Source organism: Thiohalobacter thiocyanaticus, assembly GCF_003932505.1.
GTDB classification, from domain to species: Bacteria; Pseudomonadota; Gammaproteobacteria; order Thiohalobacterales; family Thiohalobacteraceae; genus Thiohalobacter; species Thiohalobacter thiocyanaticus.
In genome coordinates this window covers 1,887,943-1,910,071 of sequence record NZ_QZMU01000001.1, presented here as the reverse complement: position 1 = coordinate 1,910,071, position 22,129 = coordinate 1,887,943, and the positions used below count along the sequence as shown (strand labels likewise).

Annotated in this window: 17 protein-coding genes; 11 read left to right on the top strand and 6 right to left on the bottom strand. The window is 64.8% G+C overall.

The features are described 5' to 3' along the window. Positions 1–76: 76 nt before the first annotated feature. From hemE to D6C00_RS08965, 3 genes are all read left to right on the top strand, one after another. Positions 77–1,141: a uroporphyrinogen decarboxylase gene (gene hemE / locus D6C00_RS08975; protein WP_125181412.1), complete on the top strand. Its 1,065-nt coding sequence runs from the start codon at positions 77–79 to the stop codon at positions 1,139–1,141. A 129-nt stretch (positions 1,142–1,270) separates the two neighbouring features. After that, the gene (locus D6C00_RS08970; RefSeq protein ID WP_125181411.1) at positions 1,271–3,829 is read left to right on the top strand and encodes a putative bifunctional diguanylate cyclase/phosphodiesterase; all 2,559 of its coding nucleotides are present in this window, start codon (positions 1,271–1,273) and stop codon (positions 3,827–3,829) included. After that, the gene (locus tag D6C00_RS08965; protein ID WP_125181410.1) at positions 3,826–4,287 is read left to right on the top strand and encodes a hypothetical protein; all 462 of its coding nucleotides are present in this window, start codon (positions 3,826–3,828) and stop codon (positions 4,285–4,287) included. The genes D6C00_RS08970 and D6C00_RS08965 overlap by 4 nt, the downstream gene beginning before the upstream one ends. 139 nt (positions 4,288–4,426) lie before the next feature. Here the strand turns inward: D6C00_RS08965 and D6C00_RS08960 are convergent, their stop codons facing one another. Together D6C00_RS08960 and D6C00_RS08955 are read right to left on the bottom strand one after the other, a co-directional pair. Beyond that, positions 4,427–5,314 (bottom strand): fructosamine kinase family protein, encoded by an 888-nt coding sequence (locus tag D6C00_RS08960; RefSeq protein ID WP_125181409.1) that lies wholly within the window; start codon positions 5,312–5,314, stop codon positions 4,427–4,429. A gap of 94 nt (positions 5,315–5,408) precedes the next feature. Next, a complete protein-coding gene (locus D6C00_RS08955; protein ID WP_125181408.1) occupies positions 5,409–6,020 on the bottom strand; it encodes an HNH endonuclease in 612 nt (203 codons plus the stop codon). Positions 6,021–6,323: 303 nt separating this feature from the next. Here D6C00_RS08955 and D6C00_RS08950 point away from each other — a divergent pair, with 303 nt between their 5' ends. The 7 genes from D6C00_RS08950 to D6C00_RS08920 all read left to right on the top strand — a co-directional run bounded on the left by D6C00_RS08950 (position 6,324) and on the right by D6C00_RS08920 (position 15,720). Beyond that, complete coding sequence (locus tag D6C00_RS08950; protein ID WP_125181407.1) at positions 6,324–7,457, top strand: Re/Si-specific NAD(P)(+) transhydrogenase subunit alpha; 1,134 nt, start codon at positions 6,324–6,326, stop codon at positions 7,455–7,457. Beyond that, positions 7,454–7,747, top strand: coding sequence for an NAD(P) transhydrogenase subunit alpha (locus D6C00_RS08945; RefSeq protein WP_125181406.1), 294 nt, complete (start codon positions 7,454–7,456; stop codon positions 7,745–7,747). The genes D6C00_RS08950 and D6C00_RS08945 overlap by 4 nt, the downstream gene beginning before the upstream one ends. After that, entirely contained in the window at positions 7,744–9,102 is a 1,359-nt protein-coding gene (locus D6C00_RS08940; RefSeq protein ID WP_125181405.1) for an NAD(P)(+) transhydrogenase (Re/Si-specific) subunit beta, read from the top strand. Before D6C00_RS08945 ends, D6C00_RS08940 begins: the two co-directional genes overlap by 4 nt. Positions 9,103–9,188: 86 nt before the next feature. After that, positions 9,189–10,265: a phospholipase A gene (locus D6C00_RS08935; protein WP_125181404.1), complete on the top strand. Its 1,077-nt coding sequence runs from the start codon at positions 9,189–9,191 to the stop codon at positions 10,263–10,265. 475 nt (positions 10,266–10,740) lie between these two features. After that, positions 10,741–12,945 carry a primosomal protein N' gene (locus D6C00_RS08930; RefSeq protein ID WP_125181403.1) on the top strand — a complete coding sequence of 735 codons (2,205 nt, stop codon included), beginning with the start codon at positions 10,741–10,743 and terminating at the stop codon, positions 12,943–12,945. Positions 12,946–13,177: 232 nt separating this feature from the next. Continuing rightward, complete coding sequence (gene argS / locus D6C00_RS08925) at positions 13,178–14,935, top strand: arginine--tRNA ligase (protein WP_125181402.1); 1,758 nt, start codon at positions 13,178–13,180, stop codon at positions 14,933–14,935. 212 nt (positions 14,936–15,147) lie between these two features. Then, complete coding sequence (locus D6C00_RS08920) at positions 15,148–15,720, top strand: SPOR domain-containing protein (RefSeq protein ID WP_125181401.1); 573 nt, start codon at positions 15,148–15,150, stop codon at positions 15,718–15,720. 50 nt (positions 15,721–15,770) lie between these two features. Here D6C00_RS08920 and D6C00_RS08915 read toward each other — a convergent pair whose 3' ends face one another. After that, positions 15,771–16,811 carry a GGDEF domain-containing protein gene (locus D6C00_RS08915; protein WP_206609536.1) on the bottom strand — a complete coding sequence of 347 codons (1,041 nt, stop codon included), beginning with the start codon at positions 16,809–16,811 and terminating at the stop codon, positions 15,771–15,773. A gap of 107 nt (positions 16,812–16,918) precedes the next feature. Between D6C00_RS08915 and D6C00_RS08910 the strand changes: the two genes are divergently transcribed. Then, positions 16,919–18,955 carry a TonB-dependent receptor family protein gene (locus D6C00_RS08910; protein ID WP_125181400.1) on the top strand — a complete coding sequence of 679 codons (2,037 nt, stop codon included), beginning with the start codon at positions 16,919–16,921 and terminating at the stop codon, positions 18,953–18,955. A 21-nt stretch (positions 18,956–18,976) separates the two neighbouring features. Here D6C00_RS08910 and D6C00_RS08905 read toward each other — a convergent pair whose 3' ends face one another. Genes D6C00_RS08905 through speA form a run of 3 tightly spaced genes read right to left on the bottom strand, consistent with a single transcriptional unit; the run spans position 18,977 to position 22,008 of the window. Further along, on the bottom strand, positions 18,977–19,249 hold the full coding sequence (locus tag D6C00_RS08905) for a cupin domain-containing protein (protein WP_125181399.1): 273 nt from the start codon (positions 19,247–19,249) through the stop codon (positions 18,977–18,979). Positions 19,250–19,251: 2 nt separating this feature from the next. Beyond that, positions 19,252–20,133 carry an NAD(P)-dependent oxidoreductase gene (locus D6C00_RS08900; protein ID WP_241546834.1) on the bottom strand — a complete coding sequence of 294 codons (882 nt, stop codon included), beginning with the start codon at positions 20,131–20,133 and terminating at the stop codon, positions 19,252–19,254. Next, a complete protein-coding gene (speA, locus tag D6C00_RS08895) occupies positions 20,134–22,008 on the bottom strand; it encodes a biosynthetic arginine decarboxylase (RefSeq protein ID WP_125181398.1) in 1,875 nt (624 codons plus the stop codon). It abuts the gene before it with no gap. Positions 22,009–22,129 lie beyond the last annotated feature (121 nt).

The following is a 22,129-nucleotide window of genomic DNA, read 5'->3' as shown; positions in this document are numbered from 1 at the left end:
CCCTGGCGTCCTTGGCGCCTTGGCGGTTCATCGGTTTTCCTCGGCGCACTTGGCGTCTTGGCGGTTAACTCACATTATGTCAGAACTCAAGAACGATCGACTCATCAGGGCTCTGCTGCGCCAGCCGGTGGACGTCACGCCGGTGTGGATGATGCGCCAGGCCGGGCGCTACCTGCCGGAGTATCGCGCCACGCGCGAGAAGGCCGGTGATTTTCTCACCCTGTGCAAGACGCCGGAGCTGGCCTGCGAGGTCACGCTGCAGCCGCTGGAGCGCTTCCCGCTCGATGCCGCAATTCTCTTCTCCGATATCCTGACCGTACCGGATGCCATGGGCCTGGGCCTGTACTTCGAGGAAGGCGAAGGCCCGCGCTTCAGCCACCCGATACGGGATGAACAGGCGGTCAATGCGCTGGCCGTACCCGATCCGGAACAGGAACTGGGTTATGTGATGGACGCGGTGCGCTTGATCCGGCGCGAGCTGGACGGCCGCGTACCCCTGATCGGGTTCAGCGGCAGCCCCTGGACGCTCGCCACCTACATGGTCGAAGGCGGGACCAGCAAGGACTTCGCCCGGATCAAGGGAATGATGTACGACCGCCCGGAACTTGCCCATCAATTGCTGGGTAAGACGGCCGATGCCGTCACCCTCTATCTCAACGCTCAGATCCGGGCCGGCGCCCAGGCGGTCATGATCTTCGATACCTGGGGAGGCGCGCTCAGCCCCGGCTGCTACCGCGAGTTCTCGCTCGCCTACATGGCGCGGATCGTCCGCGGCCTCGAACGCAATCACAACAACCAGACCATCCCGGTCGTGCTGTTCACCAAGAACGGCGGCCAGTGGCTGGAGACCATGGCTGACGCCGGGCCCGACGCCCTGGGCCTGGACTGGACCACCGATCTCGGTGCGGCCCGGCGGCGCGTGGGCGACCGTGTTGCCCTCAGGGGCAACATGGACCCGGCCGCGTTGTACGCCTCACCGGCCCGCATCGAGGCCGAGGTCGGCCGCATTCTGGCCGATTACGGCCACGGTAACGGCCATGTCTTCAACCTCGGTCACGGCATCCATCCCCAGATCGATCCGGATCACGCCGCGGCCATGATCGAGGCCGTGCACCGCCTGAGCCCCCCCTATCACGCCTGAGCCCGACCAGCCGGACGAATAACCTGAAAAAATGTGTATTTGACGCGCATTTATTAAAGCCATTGCGCGCCGGGCCCGTTACAATTGGACGACTGCAGTTCAACCATTGCCAGGACCCGGTCATTCCTTTTGAGTCGGAAATCAACAAATCGGTTTGCCAACTGGTTCAATCGCTTCAGCCTGCGCCAGCGCTATCTCACCGTGGTTCTGGCCGTGTCGGTGGTCATCCTGGCCAGCTCGCTGGTCACCGAATACCACATCCGGCAGACCCAGGAACGCAGTACCCACAGTATTGAGAACCGCAACCAGGTCCAGCTGGCCAGCCGGTCTCTGCGCAACGCCGTCTGGGGCGCGGAATACGCTCTGCAGGCCTTCATCCTGACCCCCACCACCTGGTACCGGGAGGCGGTGCAGATGCGCATCCGTGCCGCCATGCGCACCACGGAGCAGCTCCAGCAGCTCGACTGGCCGCACGGTCAGGGACTCGACGCCAGCATCCGGGAGATCGACAGCGCCCTGTTGGAACTCAACCGGACCGCCAACCGACTGATGGATATCCGCTCCGATGTCGAGCAACTGTTCCCCGCAGCCAATCTGATGGACGATACCCTGTCGCCGGCACGCACCGATTTCATAACCGCCGCACAACTGGCAATGCAGGAGCTCAAAGCAACGGACAAGGATGCATTCCTGCGCGACATCGAATCCAGATTCCAGTCGTCGCTGCGCGCCTGGCTGCAGATGATCGGGGCCTTCCGGCTGTACGTCGTACGCCAGGCCGGTATCTACAGCGATACGGAGAAGGGGCTGAACGACGCCGCCCACGATATCAGCCTGTACTACAATGAGGTGCAGTCCATCCTGCGGGAACTGCGCGAGCTCGAACACCACCCGGGATTTCCGCTGCAGGCGAGTGAATCGCTGCAGCAGATGGAGACCAGCACCGGCATCTGGCATCAGGCCTTTCAGCAGTTCCGCCGCATGCGTGAGACCGGTCACTGGCGGGCCGACTTCCCCATCATCAAGGACGAACTTCAGCCGCTGTTTGCCGGCATCTGGGAAAACCTGGACCGGATAGACGCGAGCGTGGAAACGGCGGCTGAACGCGATGTCAGCCACTGGACAACCCTGGCGCAGAATCTGCGCACCAATATCATGCTGCTTTCGGGACTGGTGCTGATCACCTTCATCCTGGGCTATTTCTTCTTCCAGCGCACCGTACTCACACCCCTGTCCATCCTGACCCGCGCCATGAACCAGGTCGCCCACGGCCAGTACCAGGAACGCCTGCCCGCACCCGCGAGCAGGGAGACGAGCAACCTGCTATCCGCCTTCCATCACATGCAGCACATGATCGAGCAGCGCCAGAATGAACTACGGCACCAGACCCTGCACGACGGCCTGACCGGACTGCCCAACCGGCTGCTGCTCAATGATCGCATGGAGCAGGCCCTGCTGATCTCGGCCCGCGACCGCAAGCCCTTCTGCCTGCTGATGATGGACCTGGACCGGTTCAAGGAGATCAACGACACCCTGGGACACTATGTCGGCGACGAGGTACTGCGCGAGGTAAGCCGCCGCCTGCATGAGCTGCTGCGCCGATCCGACACGGTCGCCCGCCTCGGCGGCGACGAATTCGCCGTGCTGCTGCCCGAGACCGGCGTGCCCGAGGCCCAGACCATCGCCGGCAAGATCGCCAGAACCTTCGATGCCTCGATCTGGATCAACGACCAGCAGCTGCTGGTCGACACCAGCATCGGCATCGCTGCCTACCCGGATCATGGCAGCGACATCGACACCCTGGTCAAGCGTGCCGACGTTGCCATGTATGTCGCCAAGAACAACGGCCTGACCTACTCGGTCTACAGCTCCGAGCACGATCCGCACAGCGTCAGCCGGCTGGCCATGATCAGCGAGCTGCGCCATTCCATTCAGCAGAACGAGCTGGAACTGCACTATCAGCCCAAAGTCGCAATTGCCAGCGGCGAACTGGTGGGCGTGGAGGCCCTGCTGCGCTGGCCGCGCTGGAAGGATGTGCCGATCGAGGATCTCATCGTCACGGCCGAACAGACCGGTCTGATCCGGCCGCTCACCCAGTGGGTCATCCAGCGCGCGCTGGAGCAGCACCAGGCCTGGGCCCGGCTCAACATAAAGCTGCCGATCGCAATCAACCTCTCGACCTGGAACCTGGAACATGCCGACATCGATGCCACCATCGGCGAGCTGCTCGACCGCTTCCAGGTCCGCCCCGAATACCTGGAGCTGGAGATCACGGAAAACGCCATGCTCAAGAACCCGGAGCGGGCGCAGGAAATCCTGCACCGGCTCAGCCGGCGCGGCATCCGGCTGTCCATCGACGATTACGGCACCGGCTTCTCCTCGCTGGCCTATCTCAAGCAGATGCCCGTGCGTCAGATCAAGATCGACCGCTCCTTCGTCATGGACATGATGGAGGATGAGAACAATGCCGTCATCGTCCGTTCGACCATCGATCTGGCGCACAACCTCGGACTGGAAGTGGTGGCCGAGGGGGTGGAAAATGCCGATATCTGGGATATCCTGCAGATCCTTGACTGCGATATCGCCCAGGGCTATCACATCGCCCGGCCGATGCCCGCCGACCGCTTCGTCGACTGGCTGCGTGAACGCGCACAACGTTTGGCCGACAACACTCAGGACACAGCATGACACAATCCAGGGATTTGTTTGTATCCGCTGCTCTGCTCGCCTTCGCACTCGGCGGATCGCAGCCAGCGGCGGCGCGCGATGTCAACGGCAACTATGCCGTGTTCGGCACCGGCAGCGGCGACTGCGAGGATTATCTGGAAGCGCGTTATCGCGGCGGAGCGGACGAACTCCTGTACGTGGAGTGGACCGCCGGCCACCTATCGGCCTATAACCTGCTCCTGGACAACACCTACAACCTGCTCGGCAATATCACTCCCTTCGATTTCATGGCCCGGCTCGACGCCTGGTGTCGCCAGCACCGCGACCAGCCCTTCACCGTCGCCGTTGCCTACCAGCTGGAGGATCTGTTCGGCGACCGCCGCAATCTCGCGCCCAGCGGAGACGGCGGCTGGGAAAACTGGATCGAACAGCTCGGCGCCGGACGCGAAGGAGAAAACAGGCAGGGCAAAACGGATTAGCCGCGAATGAACGCGAATAGATCGTGCATTCATTATCGGCGATCCGCTATGCACGAGCAAAACACCATTTCGAATCGGCACTTCTTTCTATTTGCGTTTATTCGCGTTCATTCGCGGCTGAACATCTTCACACAAGACCTCAGCGCAGCTCCGCCAGCAGGCTCTCCGTCATATGAACCGCCTGGCCATGATAGCCGCCGCCGAACAGGTTCAGATGATTGAGGATGTGATAGAGATTATAGAGCTGCCTGCGCACGGGGTAGCCGGTATCCAGCGGCCAGGCGGCGTTGTAGGCGGAATAGAAATCCCGGCCGAAGCCCCCGAACAACTCGGTCATGGCAATGTCGGCCTCGCGGTCTCCAAAATACACCGCCGGGTCGAAGATGACCGGCTCACCGGACTTCAGCACGGCGTGGTTGCCGCCCCAGAGATCGCCATGCAGCAGACTGGCGGCCGGAGTGTAGTCGTCGAACAGCGCCGGGAACCGTTCCATGAGCTTTTCGCCGACGCGCCGCAACCTCCCTCCGAAACCCCGGCGCTCCGCCAGTTCCAGCTGAAAACCCAGTCTTTTTTCGCGCCAGAACGCGATCCAGTCACTGTCCTGCGGCGTATTGATCTGCGGTGTTGAACCGATGGTGTTGTCGCGATGCCAGCCGAAGGCATCCCGGGTGGTGCGGTGCATCTGCGCCAGCCGCTCACCCAGTTCCGCCGCCGCCCCGCGTCCGCCACCGAATTCCAGGTGTTCCAGCACCAGGTAGCACTGACCGTCGGCCACGCCGTGACAGACAGGCGCCGGGGCGCGCACCGAGCGGCTGGCGACGATCTCGTTCAGCCCCTCGGCCTCGGCCTCGAACATGTCGGCCAGCTCCGCGCGGTTGGTCTTGACGAAGAAGGCACTCCCGTCGTCACCCTCCACCCGGAAGGCCTGGCTGATGCAGCCGCCGCCGACGCCGCGGCCGACCTCGTCACTGACGTCGACGCCGGTGTGTTCACGGATATCGGACTGGATCTGCTGCCACAGGGACATGGAATTGAATGAGGGTTATGAACGAGCCACGAGGATAACGTGGCCACGGAGGTCGCTCAACAGGATGGCGGCCTTTAACGCAGCGGCTGAAGAATCATTCCGCCATCGCGGCGGCCAGGCGCTGGTGCAGGGGGCTGTGGCGAGGAAAGTGGGCGCGCAGGAATTCCATCTGGTCGGCCATCACCCGCTTGCTCTGCAGGTAGATGTACTCGGCATGGGTGGGAATGAAGGGCACGGCCAGCAGTTCCATGTTGGCCTCTTCGGGACGGCGGCCGGCCTTGTGATTGTTGCAGCGCTTGCAGGCGGTAACCACGTTGTTCCAGACGTCGGTCCCGCCCTGGCTGATGGGCGTGACATGGTCGCGCGACAGCTCGCGGGCGGGAAACTGCTCGCCGCAGTACAGGCACAGCTGGGCGTCGCGCTTGAACAGGGTACGGTTGTTGAGCGGCGGGGTGTAGGTGTCGCGGTTCTTCTGCAGCGCGGTGTGATTGCCGTGGGTGGCGATAATGGAATTGACCTCGACCAGGCTCTGCCTCCGGGTCCGGGCATTGATGCCACCGCGGATGCGGAAGATCACGCTGCCGCAGGCATAGGCCACCTGGCCGAGGTGGTAGAGCCTGACCGCCTCGCGATAATCCACCCACTCCAGCGGCATGCCACCGGCGTCGGTTCTGAGTACCTGATGCGACAAATCCTGCAACATCATCGAGTCCTCTCCTGGCGGATACCTCTTTATGTCAGAACTCCTGGCAAAAGTAAACTGTCTGGCGCGCTCACGTCCTTTTGAAACAACTGATATTCCTGAATTTATTTTCATCACCCCGGAGGGCTCGCCAGTGCTGTTCCGGGCATTGCAGCGCGCCCGCATGACACCCCCGTGTCAGCGGGGGAATTTTTCCACGATATTCAATCGCTCAGCTGAATCCGTTATCATGGCCTGCTTTTGGGGAGGGCACCGTCGGCGCCTTCCCGCCGTGCCAACCGGATACCCGGAGACGGAGAGACAACAATGCCAATACGCGTGGCCGTACCCAAGGAAACCCTGGAAGGCGAGTGCCGGGTCGCGCTCGATCCGGTCGTGGCCAAGCGCTTTGCCGCGCTGGGCTGCGAGGTCCGGATGGAGCATGACGCCGGGGCTGGCGCCCATTATGTGGATGACGACTACGAGGATGTCAGTTTCGTCACGGACAAGGCCGAGCTGCTCGGCAATGCCGAGGTGATCCTCAAGGTCCAGCCGCCGGACGAGGACGAGATCAATCAGATAGCCGAGGGCAGTATCGTCGTCGGCTTCATGTCGCCCCACAGATATCCGGAACGCGTGAAGCTGATGCGCGACCGCAGAATCACCAGCTTCGCCATGGAGCTGATCCCGCGTATCTCGCGCGCCCAGGGCATGGACGCGCTGTCCTCCCAGGCCGCGGTGGCCGGCTACAAGGCCGCCATCATGGCCGCCGACCGCAGCGGCCGTTTCTTCCCCATGCTGACCACCGCCGCCGGCACCATCCGCCCGGCCAAGGTGCTGATCATAGGCGCCGGTGTCGCCGGCCTGCAGGCCATCGCCACGGCCAAGCGCCTAGGCGCGGTGGTCGAGGCCTATGATGTGCGCTCGGCCACCCGCGAGCAGGTGCAGTCCCTGGGCGCCAAGTATATCGATACCGGCGTCGCCGCCGAGGGCGAGGGCGGCTATGCCCGTGAGCTGACCGAGGAAGAGAAACGCAAACAGCTCGAGGTGCTGGCCAAACACATCACTCAGTCGGACGCCGTGATCACCACCGCCGCCATCCCCGGCAGGCCCTCGCCGAAGATCATCAGCAAGGAGATGGTCGACAACATGAAGGTCGGCTCGGTCATCATCGACCTGGCCGCCGAGGGCGGCGGCAACTGCGAAGTCACCAAACCGGGCGAGGACTACGTCTACGGCTGCGTGCGCGTCTACGGGCCCTTCAATGTTCCCTCCATGCTGCCGGTGCACGCCTCCGACATGTACGCCAAGAACCTGCTCAATTTCCTCACCCCCATGATCAAGGAAGGCGAACTCAAGCTCGACTGGGAGGACCAGGTCATCAAGGACTCGGCGCTTACCCACGACGGCGAAATCAGGCACGAACCCACCCGCGCCCTGGTGGAAGGAGACGCGTCATGATCGAAGGCTTCACCGCACTCTATATCTTCATGCTGGCCGCCTTCACCGGGTACGAGGTCATCGCCCGGGTGCCGGTCATCCTCCACACCCCGCTGATGTCGGGCTCTAACTTCGTCCACGGCATCGTGCTGGTGGGCGCCATGGTCGCCATGGGCCACGCCGATACCGATCTGGAGCGCTTCATCGGCTTCATCGGGGTGATGCTGGCCGCAGGCAACGCGGTCGGCGGCTACGTGGTCACCGAACGCATGCTCGAGATGTTCAAGAGCAGCAAGGAGGACCGCAAATGATCGAACTCAGTTACTTCGCCGCGGCGGTCCTGTTCATCCTCGGGCTCAAGCGCATGAGCTCGCCGAAGACGGCCCGTGGCGGTATCGTCTGGGCGGGTGCCGGCATGGTGGTGGCCACTTTTGCCACCTTCTTCATGCCCGACATGGGCAACTACGGCCTGATGATCCTGGCCATCCTGATCGGCGGCGGCGCGGCCTGGTATACCGGGAAAAAGGTCGCCATGACCGACATGCCGCAGATGATCGCCATCTACAACGGCATGGGCGGCGGCGCGGCCGCCGCCATCGCCGCGGTGGAACTGCTCAAGGGTCACTTCGACAACAGTACCTTCCAGGTGCTGGCCGTGGCGGGCGCACTGATCGGCTCGGTGGCCTTCTCCGGTTCCATGATCGCCTTTGCCAAGCTGCAGGGGCTGATGAAGAAATCCTTCCACTTCCCCAGTCAGCAGGCAATCAACCTGGTCGTGTTTGGCCTGGCCATCGCCTTCGGCCTGTATGTAATGTTCGCCGAGGCACCGGGCGGCTTCGCCCTGTTCATGTTCTTCGCACTGGCGCTGGCCTTCGGCGTGCTGATGACACTGCCCATCGGCGGCGCCGACATGCCGGTGGTGATCTCGCTCTACAATGCCCTGACCGGACTGGCCGTCGCCTTCGAGGGTTTCGTGCTCGGCAATGCCGCCATGATCATCGCCGGCACCGTGGTCGGCTCCGCCGGCACCCTGCTCACCCAGCTGATGGCCAAGGCCATGAACCGGCCGCTGACCAACGTGCTGTTCTCCGGCTTCGGTGCGGTCGAGGCCGAAAGCAGCGCCGGACCCGAGGGCGAGATGAAGGAGATCGGGGCCGCCGATGCCGCGGTGATGATGGCCTTCGCCAACAAGGTGATCATCGTACCCGGCTACGGCCTGGCCGTGGCCCAGGCCCAGCACAAGATCTGGGAGCTGAGCGAGATGCTGGAAGAGCAGGGCGTGGACGTGAAGTTCGCCATCCACCCGGTGGCCGGGCGCATGCCCGGGCACATGAACGTACTGCTGGCCGAGGCGGGGGTACCCTACGACAAGATCTACGACCTGGAGGAGATCAATGCCGAGTTCCCGCAGGCGGACGTGGCCCTGGTCATCGGCGCCAACGACGTCGTCAATCCCGTGGCCCGCAACGACAAGTCCAGCCCCATCTACGGCATGCCGATCCTCAACGCCGATCAGGCCCAAAATGTGATCGTGGTCAAACGCGGCCGCGGCCGCGGCTTCTCCGGCATTGAGAACGGCCTGTTCTTCCTCGACAATACGCGTATGCTCTACGGCGACGGCCAGGAAGTCGCGGCCAAGCTGATTGCCGAGGTCAAGCAGCTGTAATCAGCACCGTGCACAACGCAGGGTAAGGACAAAAGCCCGGCTGTGCCGGGCTTTTTTTATGGATCATGGATGGGACACAGTGACACATGAGATATCCTCGCCTTGCCGCGCGCAGCGCCTGCCTCCTGGCCGGCATCCTCGCCAGCCTCAACGCGCAAGCCTTTCCCACCGACCTGGACCAGTGCCTGCTGGAACAGCTCAAGGCCGCCCCGGACGAGGCCACCGTGGCCGAGCTCAAGGCCATCTGCCTGGAGTCACTCCTGCCGCTGGCCGAGCAGGAAGCGGATACGCCGGCCGCAACGGTGGAGGCGCCGACACCCGCGGCCGAAGAGAATGCCGCCGCTGAGACAGGCGCCTCGCCGCTGGAAACCCGCATCACCCTGGAACGCGCCACGGCGGAAAACCCCTTCGTCATCACCCCGCACCGGCCCAACTACCTGCTGCCGGCGACCTACAACTTCTCGCCCAATTCCGATCCCTTCGACGTCAGCGAGGGTGAACTGCAGAAGTGGGAGTTCAAGTTTCAGCTCAGCTTCAAGTTCCCGCTGGTGCGCGGTCTGTTCAATGACCGCAGTTCGATCTTTCTGGCCTACACCAACCAGTCCTACTGGCAGGCCTACAACCGGGAATTCTCCTCGGCCTTCCGCGAGACCAACCATGAGCCCGAGCTGTTTCTGACCTACCTGCCGGACTATTCACTGTTCGGCATCGATGCACGGCTGCTGCAGGTCGGCCTTTCGCACCAGTCCAACGGCCGCGGCGGTGTACTGTCGCGCAGCTGGAACCGCCTCTATGCCGACCTGGTGTTCGAGCGCGGCAACTTCGCCTTCAGCCTCAAACCCTGGTACCGCATCCCCGAGCCGAAAAAGAAAAGCCCGACTGATGCCACCGGGGACGACAACCCCGATATCGAGGACTTCATGGGCTATGGCGAACTCCGCCTGGCCTACAAACTGGACGGTCATTCCCTGAGCCTGATGCTGCGCAGCAACCTCAGCCGCAGCGACCCCCGGGGGGCGGTCGAGCTGGGCTGGTCCTTCCCCCTGACCCGCAGGGTCAAGGGCTACGCCCAGTACTTCGACGGCTATGGCGAGAGCCTGATCGACTACGACGCCCATATCCGCCGCATCGGTATCGGCATCGCCCTGACCGACTGGTTGTAGACTGGCAGTTAGACCCATCATCAAGGGATGGGTGGCGCTAACGCCGAGTACGTAACCGGAGCCGCACAAAGCCGGTGTATAACCGGGTTATACAGGATGCAGGCGCCCCTGCGGCGGACGGATAACTGCACTTGAACTGCGGTTGACCGGGGGCTTGATTTTTCTTCCCAGCCGGGTTTATACACAAGCTGAAAGTGAATCCGACCTTTTCGCGTCGAAAGCCCGTCACCAGCCCGGGCAATCAGCTGAAATTTTATAACTTACTGTTTAGTAAATATAAAATACATTGGTGACAAAATGCGCAAGTTAACACAAATGCAACAAATACGGGCCCTGCAGGCCGTTAGCCCCATTTGTTCCACAAAGTTATCCACAGATTTTGTGGATAATGAAATTACCGCATTTGGATTAAAGGCTTAAGGCCGGATTATAACAATCAGGCTCAACGATACCGGCTAACTGCACAGATATCCCCTTGCCCAATCAGTCCACAGCAACCTATGTCAGGGTGGCCCTGCCCTGCCCCCTGTACCGCAGCTTCGATTACCGCCTGGACCCGGTCGGCGGGGCCGCACCCGGATGCCGGGTGCGGGTCCCGTTCGGCCGCCGCAGCCTGGTCGGCGTCATCCTGGAATCCAGTCCCCGGACCGAACTGCGCGCGGACCAGATCAAACCGGTCAGTGAAGTCATCGACGCCCGGCCGCTGTTGCCGCCCGACCTGCTGGCGCTGCTGCACTGGGCCGCCGGCTATTACCACCACCCTGTCGGCGAGGTCTTCGCCCAGGCCCTGCCGGCCCTGCTGCGTCAGGGCCGGCCCGCGGCAATCGAACAGACCCGCTGCTGGCAGCTGAGTCCGGCGGGGCGGGCCATCGATCCGGCCGGACTCGGGCGCGCACCGCGCCAGGCCGCCCTGCTGGCCTGGCTGGCCGGCTGTCCCGACGGCGCCGATCGGGAACAGCTCCAGGCCCGCGACCTGTACCGGCCCGATGCCCTCAAGGCACTGGTCGCCAAGGGCTGGGTGAAAGAGCTCACGGCCACGCCGGGACTGACACCGCCGCAGCCGGGCGGAACGGCGCCCGAACTCAATCCCGCCCAGGCCACCGCGGTACAGGCCGTGGCGGAACACACCGGCTATGGCTGCTTTCTGCTCGACGGGGTCACCGGCAGCGGCAAGACCGAGGTCTACATCCGCGCCATCGAACAGGCCCTGGCCGCCGGCCGCCAGACCCTGCTGCTGGTCCCCGAGATCGGCCTGACCCCGCAGCTGATGCAGCGGCTGCGCGCGCGCCTGGCCGCCCCCCTGGTGATCCTGCATTCGGGCCTGAGTGAACGCGAACGCCTCAATGCCTGGGTGGCCGCGCGCGACGGCGCGGCCCGGATCGTGGTCGGCACCCGCTCGGCCGTGTTCACGCCGCTGCCGGAGCCGGGACTGTTCATCGTCGACGAGGAACACGACCCCTCGCTCAAGCAGCAGGACGGATTTCGCTATTCGGCCCGCGACCTGCTGATCTGGCGGGCCCGGCAGCAGGACGTGCCCATCCTGCTGGGCTCGGCCACGCCCTCACTGGAAAGCCTGTACAACGCTGACCAGGGCCGCTATCAGCGTCTGCACCTGCCGAGCCGGGCCGGCACGGCCAGCGCGCCGGCACTCAAACTGCTGGATATTCGCGGCCAGCCGTTGCGTGAGGGCCTGGCCGAGCCGCTGATCGGGGCCATGCACCGCCACCTCGAACGCGGAGAACAGGTGCTGCTGTTTCTCAACCGGCGCGGCTTCGCCCCCACTCTGATCTGCCACGAGTGCGGCTGGGTGGCGGCCTGCCAGCGCTGCGACAGCCACCTGACGCTGCATCAGGGCCGCGGACGGCTCCACTGCCATCACTGCGACGCCAGCCAGCCGGTACCGGTCCAATGTCCCGAGTGCGGCAGCCCGGACCTGCGTGGTCTGGGCTATGGCACGGAACGCATCGAGCAGACCCTGCAGGCGCTGTTCCCCGGGCACACCTGCCTGCGCATCGACCGCGACAGCACCCGGCGCAAGGGCCAGCTGGAGACGCTGCTGGAACGCGCCCAAAGCGGGGAAGCGCAGATCCTGCTCGGCACCCAGATGCTGGCCAAGGGCCATCACTTCCCCGGCGTGACCCTGGTCGGCATCCTCGAGGCCGATCAGCGCCTGTTCTCCAGCGACTTCCGCGCCAGCGAACGTCTGGCCCAGCTCATCGTCCAGGTCGCCGGACGGGCCGGACGGGCCGAACGGCCGGGCACCGTGCTGATCCAGACCCATCATCCGGACCATCCCCTGCTGCGGCGGCTGGTCGGCGAGGGCTACAGCGCCTTCGCCGAGGCGGCCCTGGCCGAACGCCGGGAGACCGCCCTGCCGCCCTATGCCAGCCTGGCCCTGCTGCGCGCCGAGGCCACCGGGCGGGAGGCCCCGCGGGAATTCCTCGAGCAGGCCCACACCCTGGCGCAGCAGCTGTCGGGACCGGAGATCGAGTTCTGGGGCCCGGTGCCGGCGCCGATGGAGAAACGTGCCGGACGCTACCGCGCCCAGCTGCTGATCCAGTCTCCCGAACGTGCGGCCCTGCACCGCCTGCTCAGACACTGGATCCCGACCCTGGCCGAGTCGCCGGCCGCACGGCGCATCCGCTGGTCGCTGGACGTGGACCCGGTGGATACCTACTAGCCCGCGGCGGAATAAACGCAGAGCACGCAAAGACGTTTATGCCCTATGGGTACGGAGACGCAAAGAATTCTTATGTATTTACCCTTTGCGCCTCTGCGCCTCTGCATTCTTGGCGTTACTGTCGCCTACATTGAACAAGACCAGCAAACCACCCTTGCAACATACCCACAACACCGGATAATAGCCGGCTTCGAGCCGTATCCCGGCTCCTCCGAAGCCGTCAGAGACACCCATGAAACACCTGCTCCAGGACCTGCTCCAGCACAGCTTGAACACCCTGCGCGAGGACGGCACCCTGCCCGCCGATCTCGAGGTGGAAATCCACCTGGAACGCACCCGCGACGCCGCCCACGGCGACTTCGCCACCAACCTGGCCATGACCCTGTGCAAGCCGGCCGGAAGCAAGCCGCGCGACCTGGCCGAGAAGCTGGTGGCCGCACTGCCGCCTTCCGAATTCATCAAACAGACGGACATCGCGGGTCCCGGCTTCATCAACTTCACCCTCACCACTGACGCCTGGCACCGGACCCTCGACCAGATCCTGGAGCAGGGCACGGCCTACGGACGTTCGGACCTCGGCGCGCGACAGCCGGTACAGGTCGAGTTCGTCTCCGCCAACCCGACCGGGCCGCTGCATGTCGGCCACGGCCGCGGCGCGGCCTACGGTGCCGCCGTCGCCGACCTGCTCGCCGCGATCGGCTTCAATGTTCACCGCGAGTATTACGTCAACGACGCCGGCCGCCAGATGGACATCCTGGCCGCCAGCGTCTACCTGCGCTACCTGGAACTGTGCGGCGAGGAGTTCGCCTTCCCCAGCAACGGCTACAAGGGCGACTATGTCTGGGACATCGGCGCGACCCTGCACCGCAACCATGGCGACGACTGGCGCGTCAGCGCGGCCGAGCTGTTCGAGGGTGTGCCGGCCGACGCCCCCGAAGGCGACAAGGAGGCGCACATCGACGGCCTGATTGCGCGCATCCAGTCGCGGCTCGGCGCGCAGCACTACCGCAAGGTCTTCGATGCCGGGCTGAACGAGATCCTGGCCAACATCCGCCAGGACCTGAAGGAATTCGGGGTCGAGTACGACGAATGGTTCTCGGAGCGCTCGCTGACCGACAAGGGCCTGGTCGATGCCGCCGTCAACCGGCTGCAGCAGGCCGGTTACCTGTACCAGCGCGACGGCGCAATCTGGTTCCGCTCCACCGACTTCGGTGACGAGAAGGACCGGGTGGTGGTGCGCGACAACGGCCAGAAGACCTACTTCGCCTCCGACATCGCCTATCACATGAACAAGCTCGAGCGCGGCTTCGAGCGGGTGATCGACGTCTGGGGCGCCGACCATCACGGCTATGTGCCGCGGGTCAAGGCCGCACTGCAGGCGCTGGGTGACGACATCGACCGGCTCGACGTACTGCTGGTGCAGTTCGCCATCCTTTACCGGGGCGGCGAGAAGGCGCAGATGTCGACCCGCTCGGGTGAGTTCGTCACCCTGCGCGAACTGCGCCAGGAGGTCGGCAATGACGCGGCGCGCTTCTTCTATGTCATGCGCAAGTGCGAGCAGCACCTGGACTTCGACCTGGACCTGGCCAAGTCCCAGTCCAGCGACAACCCGGTCTACTATATCCAGTACGCCCATGCCCGCGTGTGCAGCGTGCTGCGCCAGATGGAAGAGAAGGGCATGCAGTGGGACCGCGTACGCGGCCGCGACCACCTGCACCTGCTGCACGAGTCCCACGAGCAGTCGCTGATGATCAACCTGTCGCGCTACCCGGAGATCGTCGAGACCGCCGCGCTCAATCACGAGCCGCACCAGCTGGCGCACTACCTGCGCGACCTGGCCAACGACTTTCACACCTATTACAACGCCCACCAGTTCCTGGTCGGCGACGAGAAGCTGCGCGACGCCCGGCTCAACCTGATCCTGGCCACGCGGCAGGTGATCGCCAACGGCCTGGGTCTGCTGGGCGTGTCGGCGCCGGAGAGCATGTGATTTTTTTAACGCAGAGACGCGAAGGCGCAGAGGACGCAAAATCCTTCCGTCATTCCGGCGCAGGCCGGAATCCATTTACCACGGCGGATCCTGGATCCCGGCCTGCGCCGGGATGACGGGATTGGTTGGCGATATAGAAACTGGAAAACGCCTGGATATCTCTGCGTTCTCTGCGCCTTCGCGTCTCTGCGTTAAATGATTTTGAGCAACTCATGCCACGAGACTACAAACACCGCGCCAACCCCAAACGCCGCAAGCAGTCCGTCCCCGGCTGGCTGTGGCTGCTGGCCGGTCTGCTGATCGGCCTGTTCGTGGCCTTCCTGATCTACCTGAAGCAGCCCGCCAATCCGGACACCCCGCAACCGAACCCGGTGGTGACCACCGACGAGGACGCCCGCGCGGTGCGCACACCGCGCCATCGCGACATCCCGCCACCGCCGAAGCCGCGCTTCGACTTCTATCAGATCCTGCCGGAGATGGAGGTGGTGGTGCCGGAGGAGGCCATCACCGGTAGTCACAAGGAGGGCGTGCGCCAGGTGGAAACCCCCGGCACCTACCTGCTTCAGGCAGGATCCTTCAAGTCGGCCGAACAGGCCGATCAGCTCAAGGCACGGCTGGCCCTGCTCGGCCTGGAGACGCATGTGCAGACAGTCAGCATCAACGAGTCCGAGACCTGGCACCGGGTGCGGGTCGGCCCCTTCGATAATCTGCGCAGCCTGAACAAGGCCCGGGCCCGCTTGCGCGAACACGACATCGAGGCGATCCTGCTGAAGGTAAAGGGCTAGGGCGCCGCTGCGACATGTCGGGTTAGACTGCGCCGACCCGGCCTGCAAGGCTAGGGGATTGCCGTGTCCATTGTGCCCGGCATTCCGTTGCCGTTGACGAAACAATGCCGGCCCGCGGCCTTGGCCTCGTACAGGGCCTGATCCGCGCGCGCGAGCAGTATTTTGGGCTGCTGTCCGGGCTGCGGAACGGTACTGGCGATGCCGAGGCTGACGGTGACATGCGCAGCGATCGGCGAGGCACCGTGTTTGATGGCCAGTCCGTCGATCGCCGCCAGCAGCCGGCCGGCAACCGTGGTCGCACCCTGGGCATCGGTGGCATCCAGCACAACGGCGAACTCCTCACCGCCGAAGCGGGCGACAAAATCCGTGGCGCGCGGCAGTTGTTCCCGGATGGTCTCCGCCACCGACCGCAGACAGTCATCCCCGGCCAGATGCCCGTAGTTGTCGTTGTAGTACTTGAAGTAATCGATATCGAGCATGATCAGTGACAGCGGTGACTGGCTGCGATGGGCATGCGCCCAGACCTGCGCCAGCAGGGTGTCGAAATGACGCCGGTTGGACACCCCGGTCAGGCCGTCCACGTTCGACATCTTCATCAGCTCGAAATTCTTCTGCTCCAGCCGACGCTGGCTCTCGCGCAGCGCATTGAAGGCGGCATCGCGTTGCAGCTTGTTGATGTAGGCGCGGGAATGGTAGAGCACACGCGCAACCAGCTCACGCTTGTCCGGCAGCTTGATCAGGTAGTCGTTGGCGCCGCGGGCGAAGGCCTCGGCCTTGCAGTCGACCTGTTCCCGGGCCGACAGCACGATGATGGGAATATCGCTGGTCACCGGATCGTGGCGCAACCGGCGGATCATGTCATAGCCGTTGACGCCCGGCATCAGCAGATCGAGCAGGATCACCGTGGGCCTGATCTCTGCCGCCGTGCCGATGAGGTCCGCGGGATCCTGGCAGTAGTGAAAATCGATGGAGGGGTCGGCGAGCAGGTCCATGCGCACACGCTCCGCCACGATCGGCTGGTCGTCGACCAGCATGACCATGATGGAGGTATCCTGAATCCCCGCAGGGTTGTCCTTGTCTACGCCATCCATGCAATATCCGCCATAAACCCTGGCTGTACCAGGTATTATCGTACCGACCGGGCCAGACTTGAGCCCGGCTCCGGCTTTCGGCCCACTGATCCGCCCGGTTAGCGCCTATGCATCGCCTGCTCCTGCCCGGAATCCTCGCCCTGGCCGCCCCGGCGACGGCACAGGAACAGCCGCCCGCCCCGGATGAACCGATCACCATCACCATCACCGCCCCGCGCCTGACCCGCGACCTGCAACGCACGCCGGCTGCCGTCACGGTGGTGGAGCAGCAGGACCTGCGTCAGGCCCGCCAGGGTCTGGGACTGGACACGGCACTCAATCGCACGCCGGGCGTGCTGTTCCGGAACCGCTACAACTTCGCCCAGAACCTGCGCCTGTCCATCCGCGGCTTCGGCGCCCGCGCGCCCTTCGGCATCCGTGGCGTGCGCATCCTCATCGACGGCTTCCCCGAGACCCTGCCCGACGGCCAGTCGCAGATCGACAGCATCGACCTGGAATCCATCGACCGGGTCGAGCTCATCCGCGGCCCGTCCTCGGCCCTGTATGGCAACGCTGCCGGCGGCGTGCTCCAGATCCACACCGCCGATCCACCGGCCACGCCCTTCGCCGAGCTCCAGGCCCGGGCCGGCAGCCATGATTTTCGCAAGCTGACAGTCCGCGGCGGCGGCCGCCGCGCGGCCTGGGGTGCACAGGTCAGCGCCTCGCGCCTCGACTATGACGGCTATCGCCGGCAGAGCCGCACCCGCAAGGACCTGCTGAACACGAAGCTGACTTATGACATCGACGCCCTGCGCAGCATCGAGGCTGTGCTGACCGCACTGGACCAACCCTACGGTGAGGACCCGGGCGGCCTGACCCGGAGCGAAGTCGAGACCGACCGCCGCCAGGCCGCGCCCAACGCGCTGGCGCTGGACAGCGGCCAGTCGGTGCGCCAGCGGCGCCTGGGTATCCGCTACCGGGATCGCAATCTGGGGTCCGGTGAGTTCAGCGCGCGCCTGTTCCATACCCGCCGCGACTTCGAACAGCAGCTGCCCTTCCCGGGACCGAGCCGGCTGCAGTATGAACGCGACTTCTTCGGTGCCGGTCTCGATTACACCGCCAACACCAGACTCGGGAAGCGGCCGCTGCGCTACACCCTGGGCCTGGAAGCCGCCCGCCAGCGCGACGACCGCCAGCGTTTTGAGGTCGACAACGATGGCAGACTCACCGGCCAGATCCAGGACGCGCTCGAGACCGCCACCGAGGCCGGCCTCTACGGCCAGGCGGACCTGGCCCTCAGCGAACGCATGGATCTCACCCTGGGCGGCCGCTACGATCGGGTGGAGTTCGACATCGATGACCGCCTCACCCCGGACGGCGCCGCCTCGGGCAGCCGAACCTTCGATGAACTCAGCTTCACCCTGGGCCTGGGCTATCAGCTGCAGCGCGACCACCGGCTGTATGCCGCGGCCGGTTCGGCCTTCGAGACGCCGAGCTTCACCGAGTTCTCCGACCCGACCGAACCTGGGGAGGGTTTCGACCCCGACCTCGACCCACAGCAGGCGCTGAACCTGGAATTGGGGGCGAAGGGTTTCATCGGGAAGGATCTGCGCTATGAACTGGCCCTGTTCCGGGTGGAGACCCGCGACGAGATCGTGCAGGTGGCGAGCGAGCCGGACCGCTTCGCCAATGCCGCGCGCACCCGGCGCACGGGGCTGGAGGCCACGCTGATCCATGACATCACCGACCGCCTCCGTCTGACCTCAGCCTATACCCATGCACGCTACCGGTTCCGGCAATTCGTCGATGCTGCGGGTACTGATCTGGCAGGCCGGCGTCTGCCCGGCCTGCCTGAACAGACCCTGTTCACCGAACTGGCCTGGCGCGACCCCAGCGGCCCCTATGTCATCCTGGACGGCCTGGCTGTCGGCCGCGTCTACGCCGACAACGCCAACCGCGAGCCAGTCGCCGGCTATGCCGTGGTCAACCTGCGCGCCGGCATCCGGGGCGCATGGCAGGGAACGGAACTGGAGGTTTTCGCCGGGCTCAACAATCTCACCGACCGGGACTACTTCAGCAATGTACGCATCAACGCCGCCGCCGGCCGTTTCTTCGAACCGGCGCCGGAGCGCAATGTCCATGCAGGCGTGCGGCTGCGCTACTGAATCGGGAAAAGGCAGACAAGGCTATTCAAACCTGTAGTGCTTGCGCACCGCCGCGCGGATCTCCCAGGTGCAGTCCATGCCGACCGGGAAGGTGACCAGATCGCCGGCCTGGATCTGCACCGGCTCGCCGTCCTCGGGCGTGACCACCACGTCGCCTTCCAGCAGGTAGCAGGTCTCGGTGGCGTCATAGTGCCAGGGGAAGGTCGAGGCCTCCTTCTCCCAGATGGGCCAGTCGCGCACGCCCAGCTCGGTCAGCAGCGATTCATCGGGATTGCGGGTGACTTGTATCTGCATGGTCAGCCTCCTGGTTCGAACAACCTGCGTTTTTCGCGATAGAGCGCGGAAATGTCCTCCTCGCCGCAGCCGGCCTGCAGCAGCCGGCGGTAGTCCTCCAACGTCTTCTCCACCAGCGGCAGTTCCACACCCAGGGCTCCGGCCATGGCCTGGCAGATGGTGAGATCCTTGTGATGCAGCGCCAGCCTGAAACCCGGCTCGAAGCTGCCCTGCGTCATGCCGGGGCCGCGATGGCTGAGAAACCAGTTGCCGGCCGCACCGGCGCCGACCACCTCGATGACCTTCTCCAGCGGCAGGCCGTGGGCCCCGGCGAAGGCCAGCGCCTCGGTCACGGCCTGGTTGATGCCGGCGGCCATGATCTGGTTCACCGCCTTGGTGGCCTGACCGCTGCCGACCGGCCCCATGTGTTCGATGCGCTGGCCCAGGGCTTCCAGCAGGGGCCGGACCCGGTCCAGCACCCCGGCCTCGCCGCCCACCATCAGGGCCAGCGTCCCCCGGCGCGCGCCCTCGACCCCGCCGGAGACGGGCGCATCGAGAAAATCCACACCCTGCGCCGCCAGCCGCTCGGCCGCGGTCTGTGCGGTCTGCGGCTGCACGGTGGAATGGTCGATCACCACCTGGCCGGGCCGCAGGCCGGGTTCCAGCGCCTCGATCATGGCCAGCACATCGGCGTCAGCGGAAACACACAGCAGGATGACATCGACCTGCTGCGCCAGTGCAGCCGGCGTGTCGGCCACCGTCACGTTCAGCTCATCGGCCAGTGCCCGCGCCTTGTCCGTGGTACGGTTCCACAGCGCGGCGAGCGCGCCGGCGCGGTGCAGATTGGCTGCCATGGGCGCGCCCATCGCACCCAGGCCGATGAAGCCTGCTGATGTCATTTGCATTCAGTCTTCCAGATAGGTGTAACCGACCAGCCCCGCCTCCAGTTCCTCGATGAAGGCCCGGCGCCGGTCATCACTGAGATCGGCCGCGGCGATGCGGTCGCGGTAGGCCTGCTTCATGGCCTCGGTGTCGAAGTGCACATAGCGCAGCAGTTCATCGATGGTGTCGCCGCGCTCCGGCTGACGCAGCTCATAGCCGTCCCCGGTCAGCACCACGTTGACGGCATCGGTATCGCCGAACAGGTTGTGCATGTCGCCCAGGATCTCCTGGTAGGCACCGACCAGGAAGATGCCGAGCAGATACTCCTCCCCCGGCCGGTAGGGATGCAGGGGCAGGGTGCTTTCGATGCTCTCGCCATCGACGTACTGCTGGATGCGGCCGTCGGAGTCGCAGGTCAGGTCCTGCAGCACGGCCCGCCGGGTGGGCGGGTCGTCCAGCCGGTGCAGCGGTGCGATGGGGAATATCTGCCCGATGGCCCAGACATCGGGCAGCGACTGGAACACCGACAGGTTGATGAAGTACTTGTCGGCCAGCTTCTCGTTCAGGGCGTCGAGGATCTCGCGGTGCTCGCGCCGCCCCTGTTTGAGCATGGGGCGGACCCGGTGGCAGATGGCGAAGTACAGCGCCTCGGCGCGGGCCCGCTGCTCCAGGTCCAGCACACCGTGCAGATACAGGCCACGCGCCTCGCCCAGCCAGTACTCGGCGTCGTGCCAGGCCTCGACCACGTTGCGGGCGGAAAGGTTTTCCAGCACCTGCCACAGGTTCTGCAGCAGCAGGGGTTCGTCCCCGGCGGGCGCCTCCAGCGGTCCGGTTCCCGGGGCCTGCTCGATGTCGATCACGTTGGTGATGAGCATGGCGTGATGCGCGGTCATGGCGCGGCCGGACTCGGTCACCAGGTCGGGCTGGGGCAGATCGTATTCGGCACAGATCTCGGCCAGGGCATGGACCACGTTGTTGGCATACTCGTGCACGCTGTAGTTGATGGAACAGTAGCTGCGCGAGCCGGTGCCCTCATAGTCGATGCCGAGCCCGCCGCCCACGTCCACCCAACCCAGCGGCACGCCCAGCCGGTGCAGCTCGGTATAGTAGCGTGCCACCTCGCGCATGCCGCGCTGGATGTCGCGGATGTTGGCCACCTGCGACCCCAGGTGCGAGTGCAGCAGCTGCAGGCAGTCCAGCATCCCGGCCGCGCGCAGGCGCTCGACCAGCTCGATCACCTGGCGGGCATGGAGTCCGAACTTGGACTTCTCACCGCCGGTGTTCTGCCACTTGCCGGCGCCGATGGAGGACAGGCGGATGCGCACCCCCAGCAGCGGTGTCACGTCGAGTTCGCGCGCGGCCTCCAGCACCCGCTCCAGCTCGGTGAGCTTCTCCACCACGATGAAGATGCGGTAGCCGAGGGCGCGGCCGATCAGGGCCAGGCGAATGTATTCGCGGTCCTTGTAGCCGTTGCAGATGATCACCCCGCCGGGACGGGTCAGCGCCAGCACGGCCATCAGTTCGGGCTTGCTGCCGGCCTCCAGGCCGACGCGCTCGCCGCCGTGGCCGATGATCTCGTCCACCACGCTGCGCTGCTGGTTGACCTTGATGGGATAGACGGCGGTGTAGTCGCCCTGGTAGTCATACTGGCGCCGCGCCGCGCTGAAGGCATCGCACAGGGTGTCAATGCGGTGATGCAGAATGCCGGAGAAACGCACCAGCACCGGCAGCGACAGGCCGGCCTCGCGGCAGCGGCCGGCCAGCTCGTACAGATCGACCACACCGCCGCGGCCCGGCGCCGGCTGCGCGCTCAGATGGCCGGCATCGTTGACGTCGAAGTAGCCGTCGCCCCAGTGGGCAAGGTTGTAGGTGGTGCGCGCCTGGTCGATGGTCCACATGATCTGAAAGATACAAGCTGCGAGTGACAGGATACAAGGAAACCCACGGTTTCCCGCCCAGCCGGATTGTAACTTGAATCCTGTATCTTGTATCTTGTATCTTTCCCCGTTCTGCGCGGAT

What these genes read in the sequence shown, in the direction of transcription:
- D6C00_RS08960 (WP_125181409.1), bottom strand. Translation starts at nt 5,314, where the DNA reads ATGTCCCTGTGGCAGCAGATCCAGTCCGATATCCGTGAACACACCGGC.
- D6C00_RS08955 (WP_125181408.1), bottom strand. Translation starts at nt 6,020, where the DNA reads ATGATGTTGCAGGATTTGTCGCATCAGGTACTCAGAACCGACGCCGGT.
- D6C00_RS08935 (WP_125181404.1), top strand. Translation starts at nt 9,189, where the DNA reads ATGAGATATCCTCGCCTTGCCGCGCGCAGCGCCTGCCTCCTGGCCGGC.
- D6C00_RS08965 (WP_125181410.1), top strand. Translation starts at nt 3,826, where the DNA reads ATGACACAATCCAGGGATTTGTTTGTATCCGCTGCTCTGCTCGCCTTC.
- D6C00_RS08920 (WP_125181401.1), top strand. Translation starts at nt 15,148, where the DNA reads ATGCCACGAGACTACAAACACCGCGCCAACCCCAAACGCCGCAAGCAG.
- D6C00_RS08910 (WP_125181400.1), top strand. Translation starts at nt 16,919, where the DNA reads ATGCATCGCCTGCTCCTGCCCGGAATCCTCGCCCTGGCCGCCCCGGCG.
- argS (WP_125181402.1), top strand. Translation starts at nt 13,178, where the DNA reads ATGAAACACCTGCTCCAGGACCTGCTCCAGCACAGCTTGAACACCCTG.
- D6C00_RS08905 (WP_125181399.1), bottom strand. Translation starts at nt 19,249, where the DNA reads ATGCAGATACAAGTCACCCGCAATCCCGATGAATCGCTGCTGACCGAG.
- D6C00_RS08940 (WP_125181405.1), top strand. Translation starts at nt 7,744, where the DNA reads ATGATCGAACTCAGTTACTTCGCCGCGGCGGTCCTGTTCATCCTCGGG.
- D6C00_RS08900 (WP_241546834.1), bottom strand. Translation starts at nt 20,133, where the DNA reads ATGCAAATGACATCAGCAGGCTTCATCGGCCTGGGTGCGATGGGCGCG.
- D6C00_RS08950 (WP_125181407.1), top strand. Translation starts at nt 6,324, where the DNA reads ATGCCAATACGCGTGGCCGTACCCAAGGAAACCCTGGAAGGCGAGTGC.
- D6C00_RS08945 (WP_125181406.1), top strand. Translation starts at nt 7,454, where the DNA reads ATGATCGAAGGCTTCACCGCACTCTATATCTTCATGCTGGCCGCCTTC.
- hemE (WP_125181412.1), top strand. Translation starts at nt 77, where the DNA reads ATGTCAGAACTCAAGAACGATCGACTCATCAGGGCTCTGCTGCGCCAG.
- D6C00_RS08915 (WP_206609536.1), bottom strand. Translation starts at nt 16,811, where the DNA reads ATGGATGGCGTAGACAAGGACAACCCTGCGGGGATTCAGGATACCTCC.
- speA (WP_125181398.1), bottom strand. Translation starts at nt 22,008, where the DNA reads ATGTGGACCATCGACCAGGCGCGCACCACCTACAACCTTGCCCACTGG.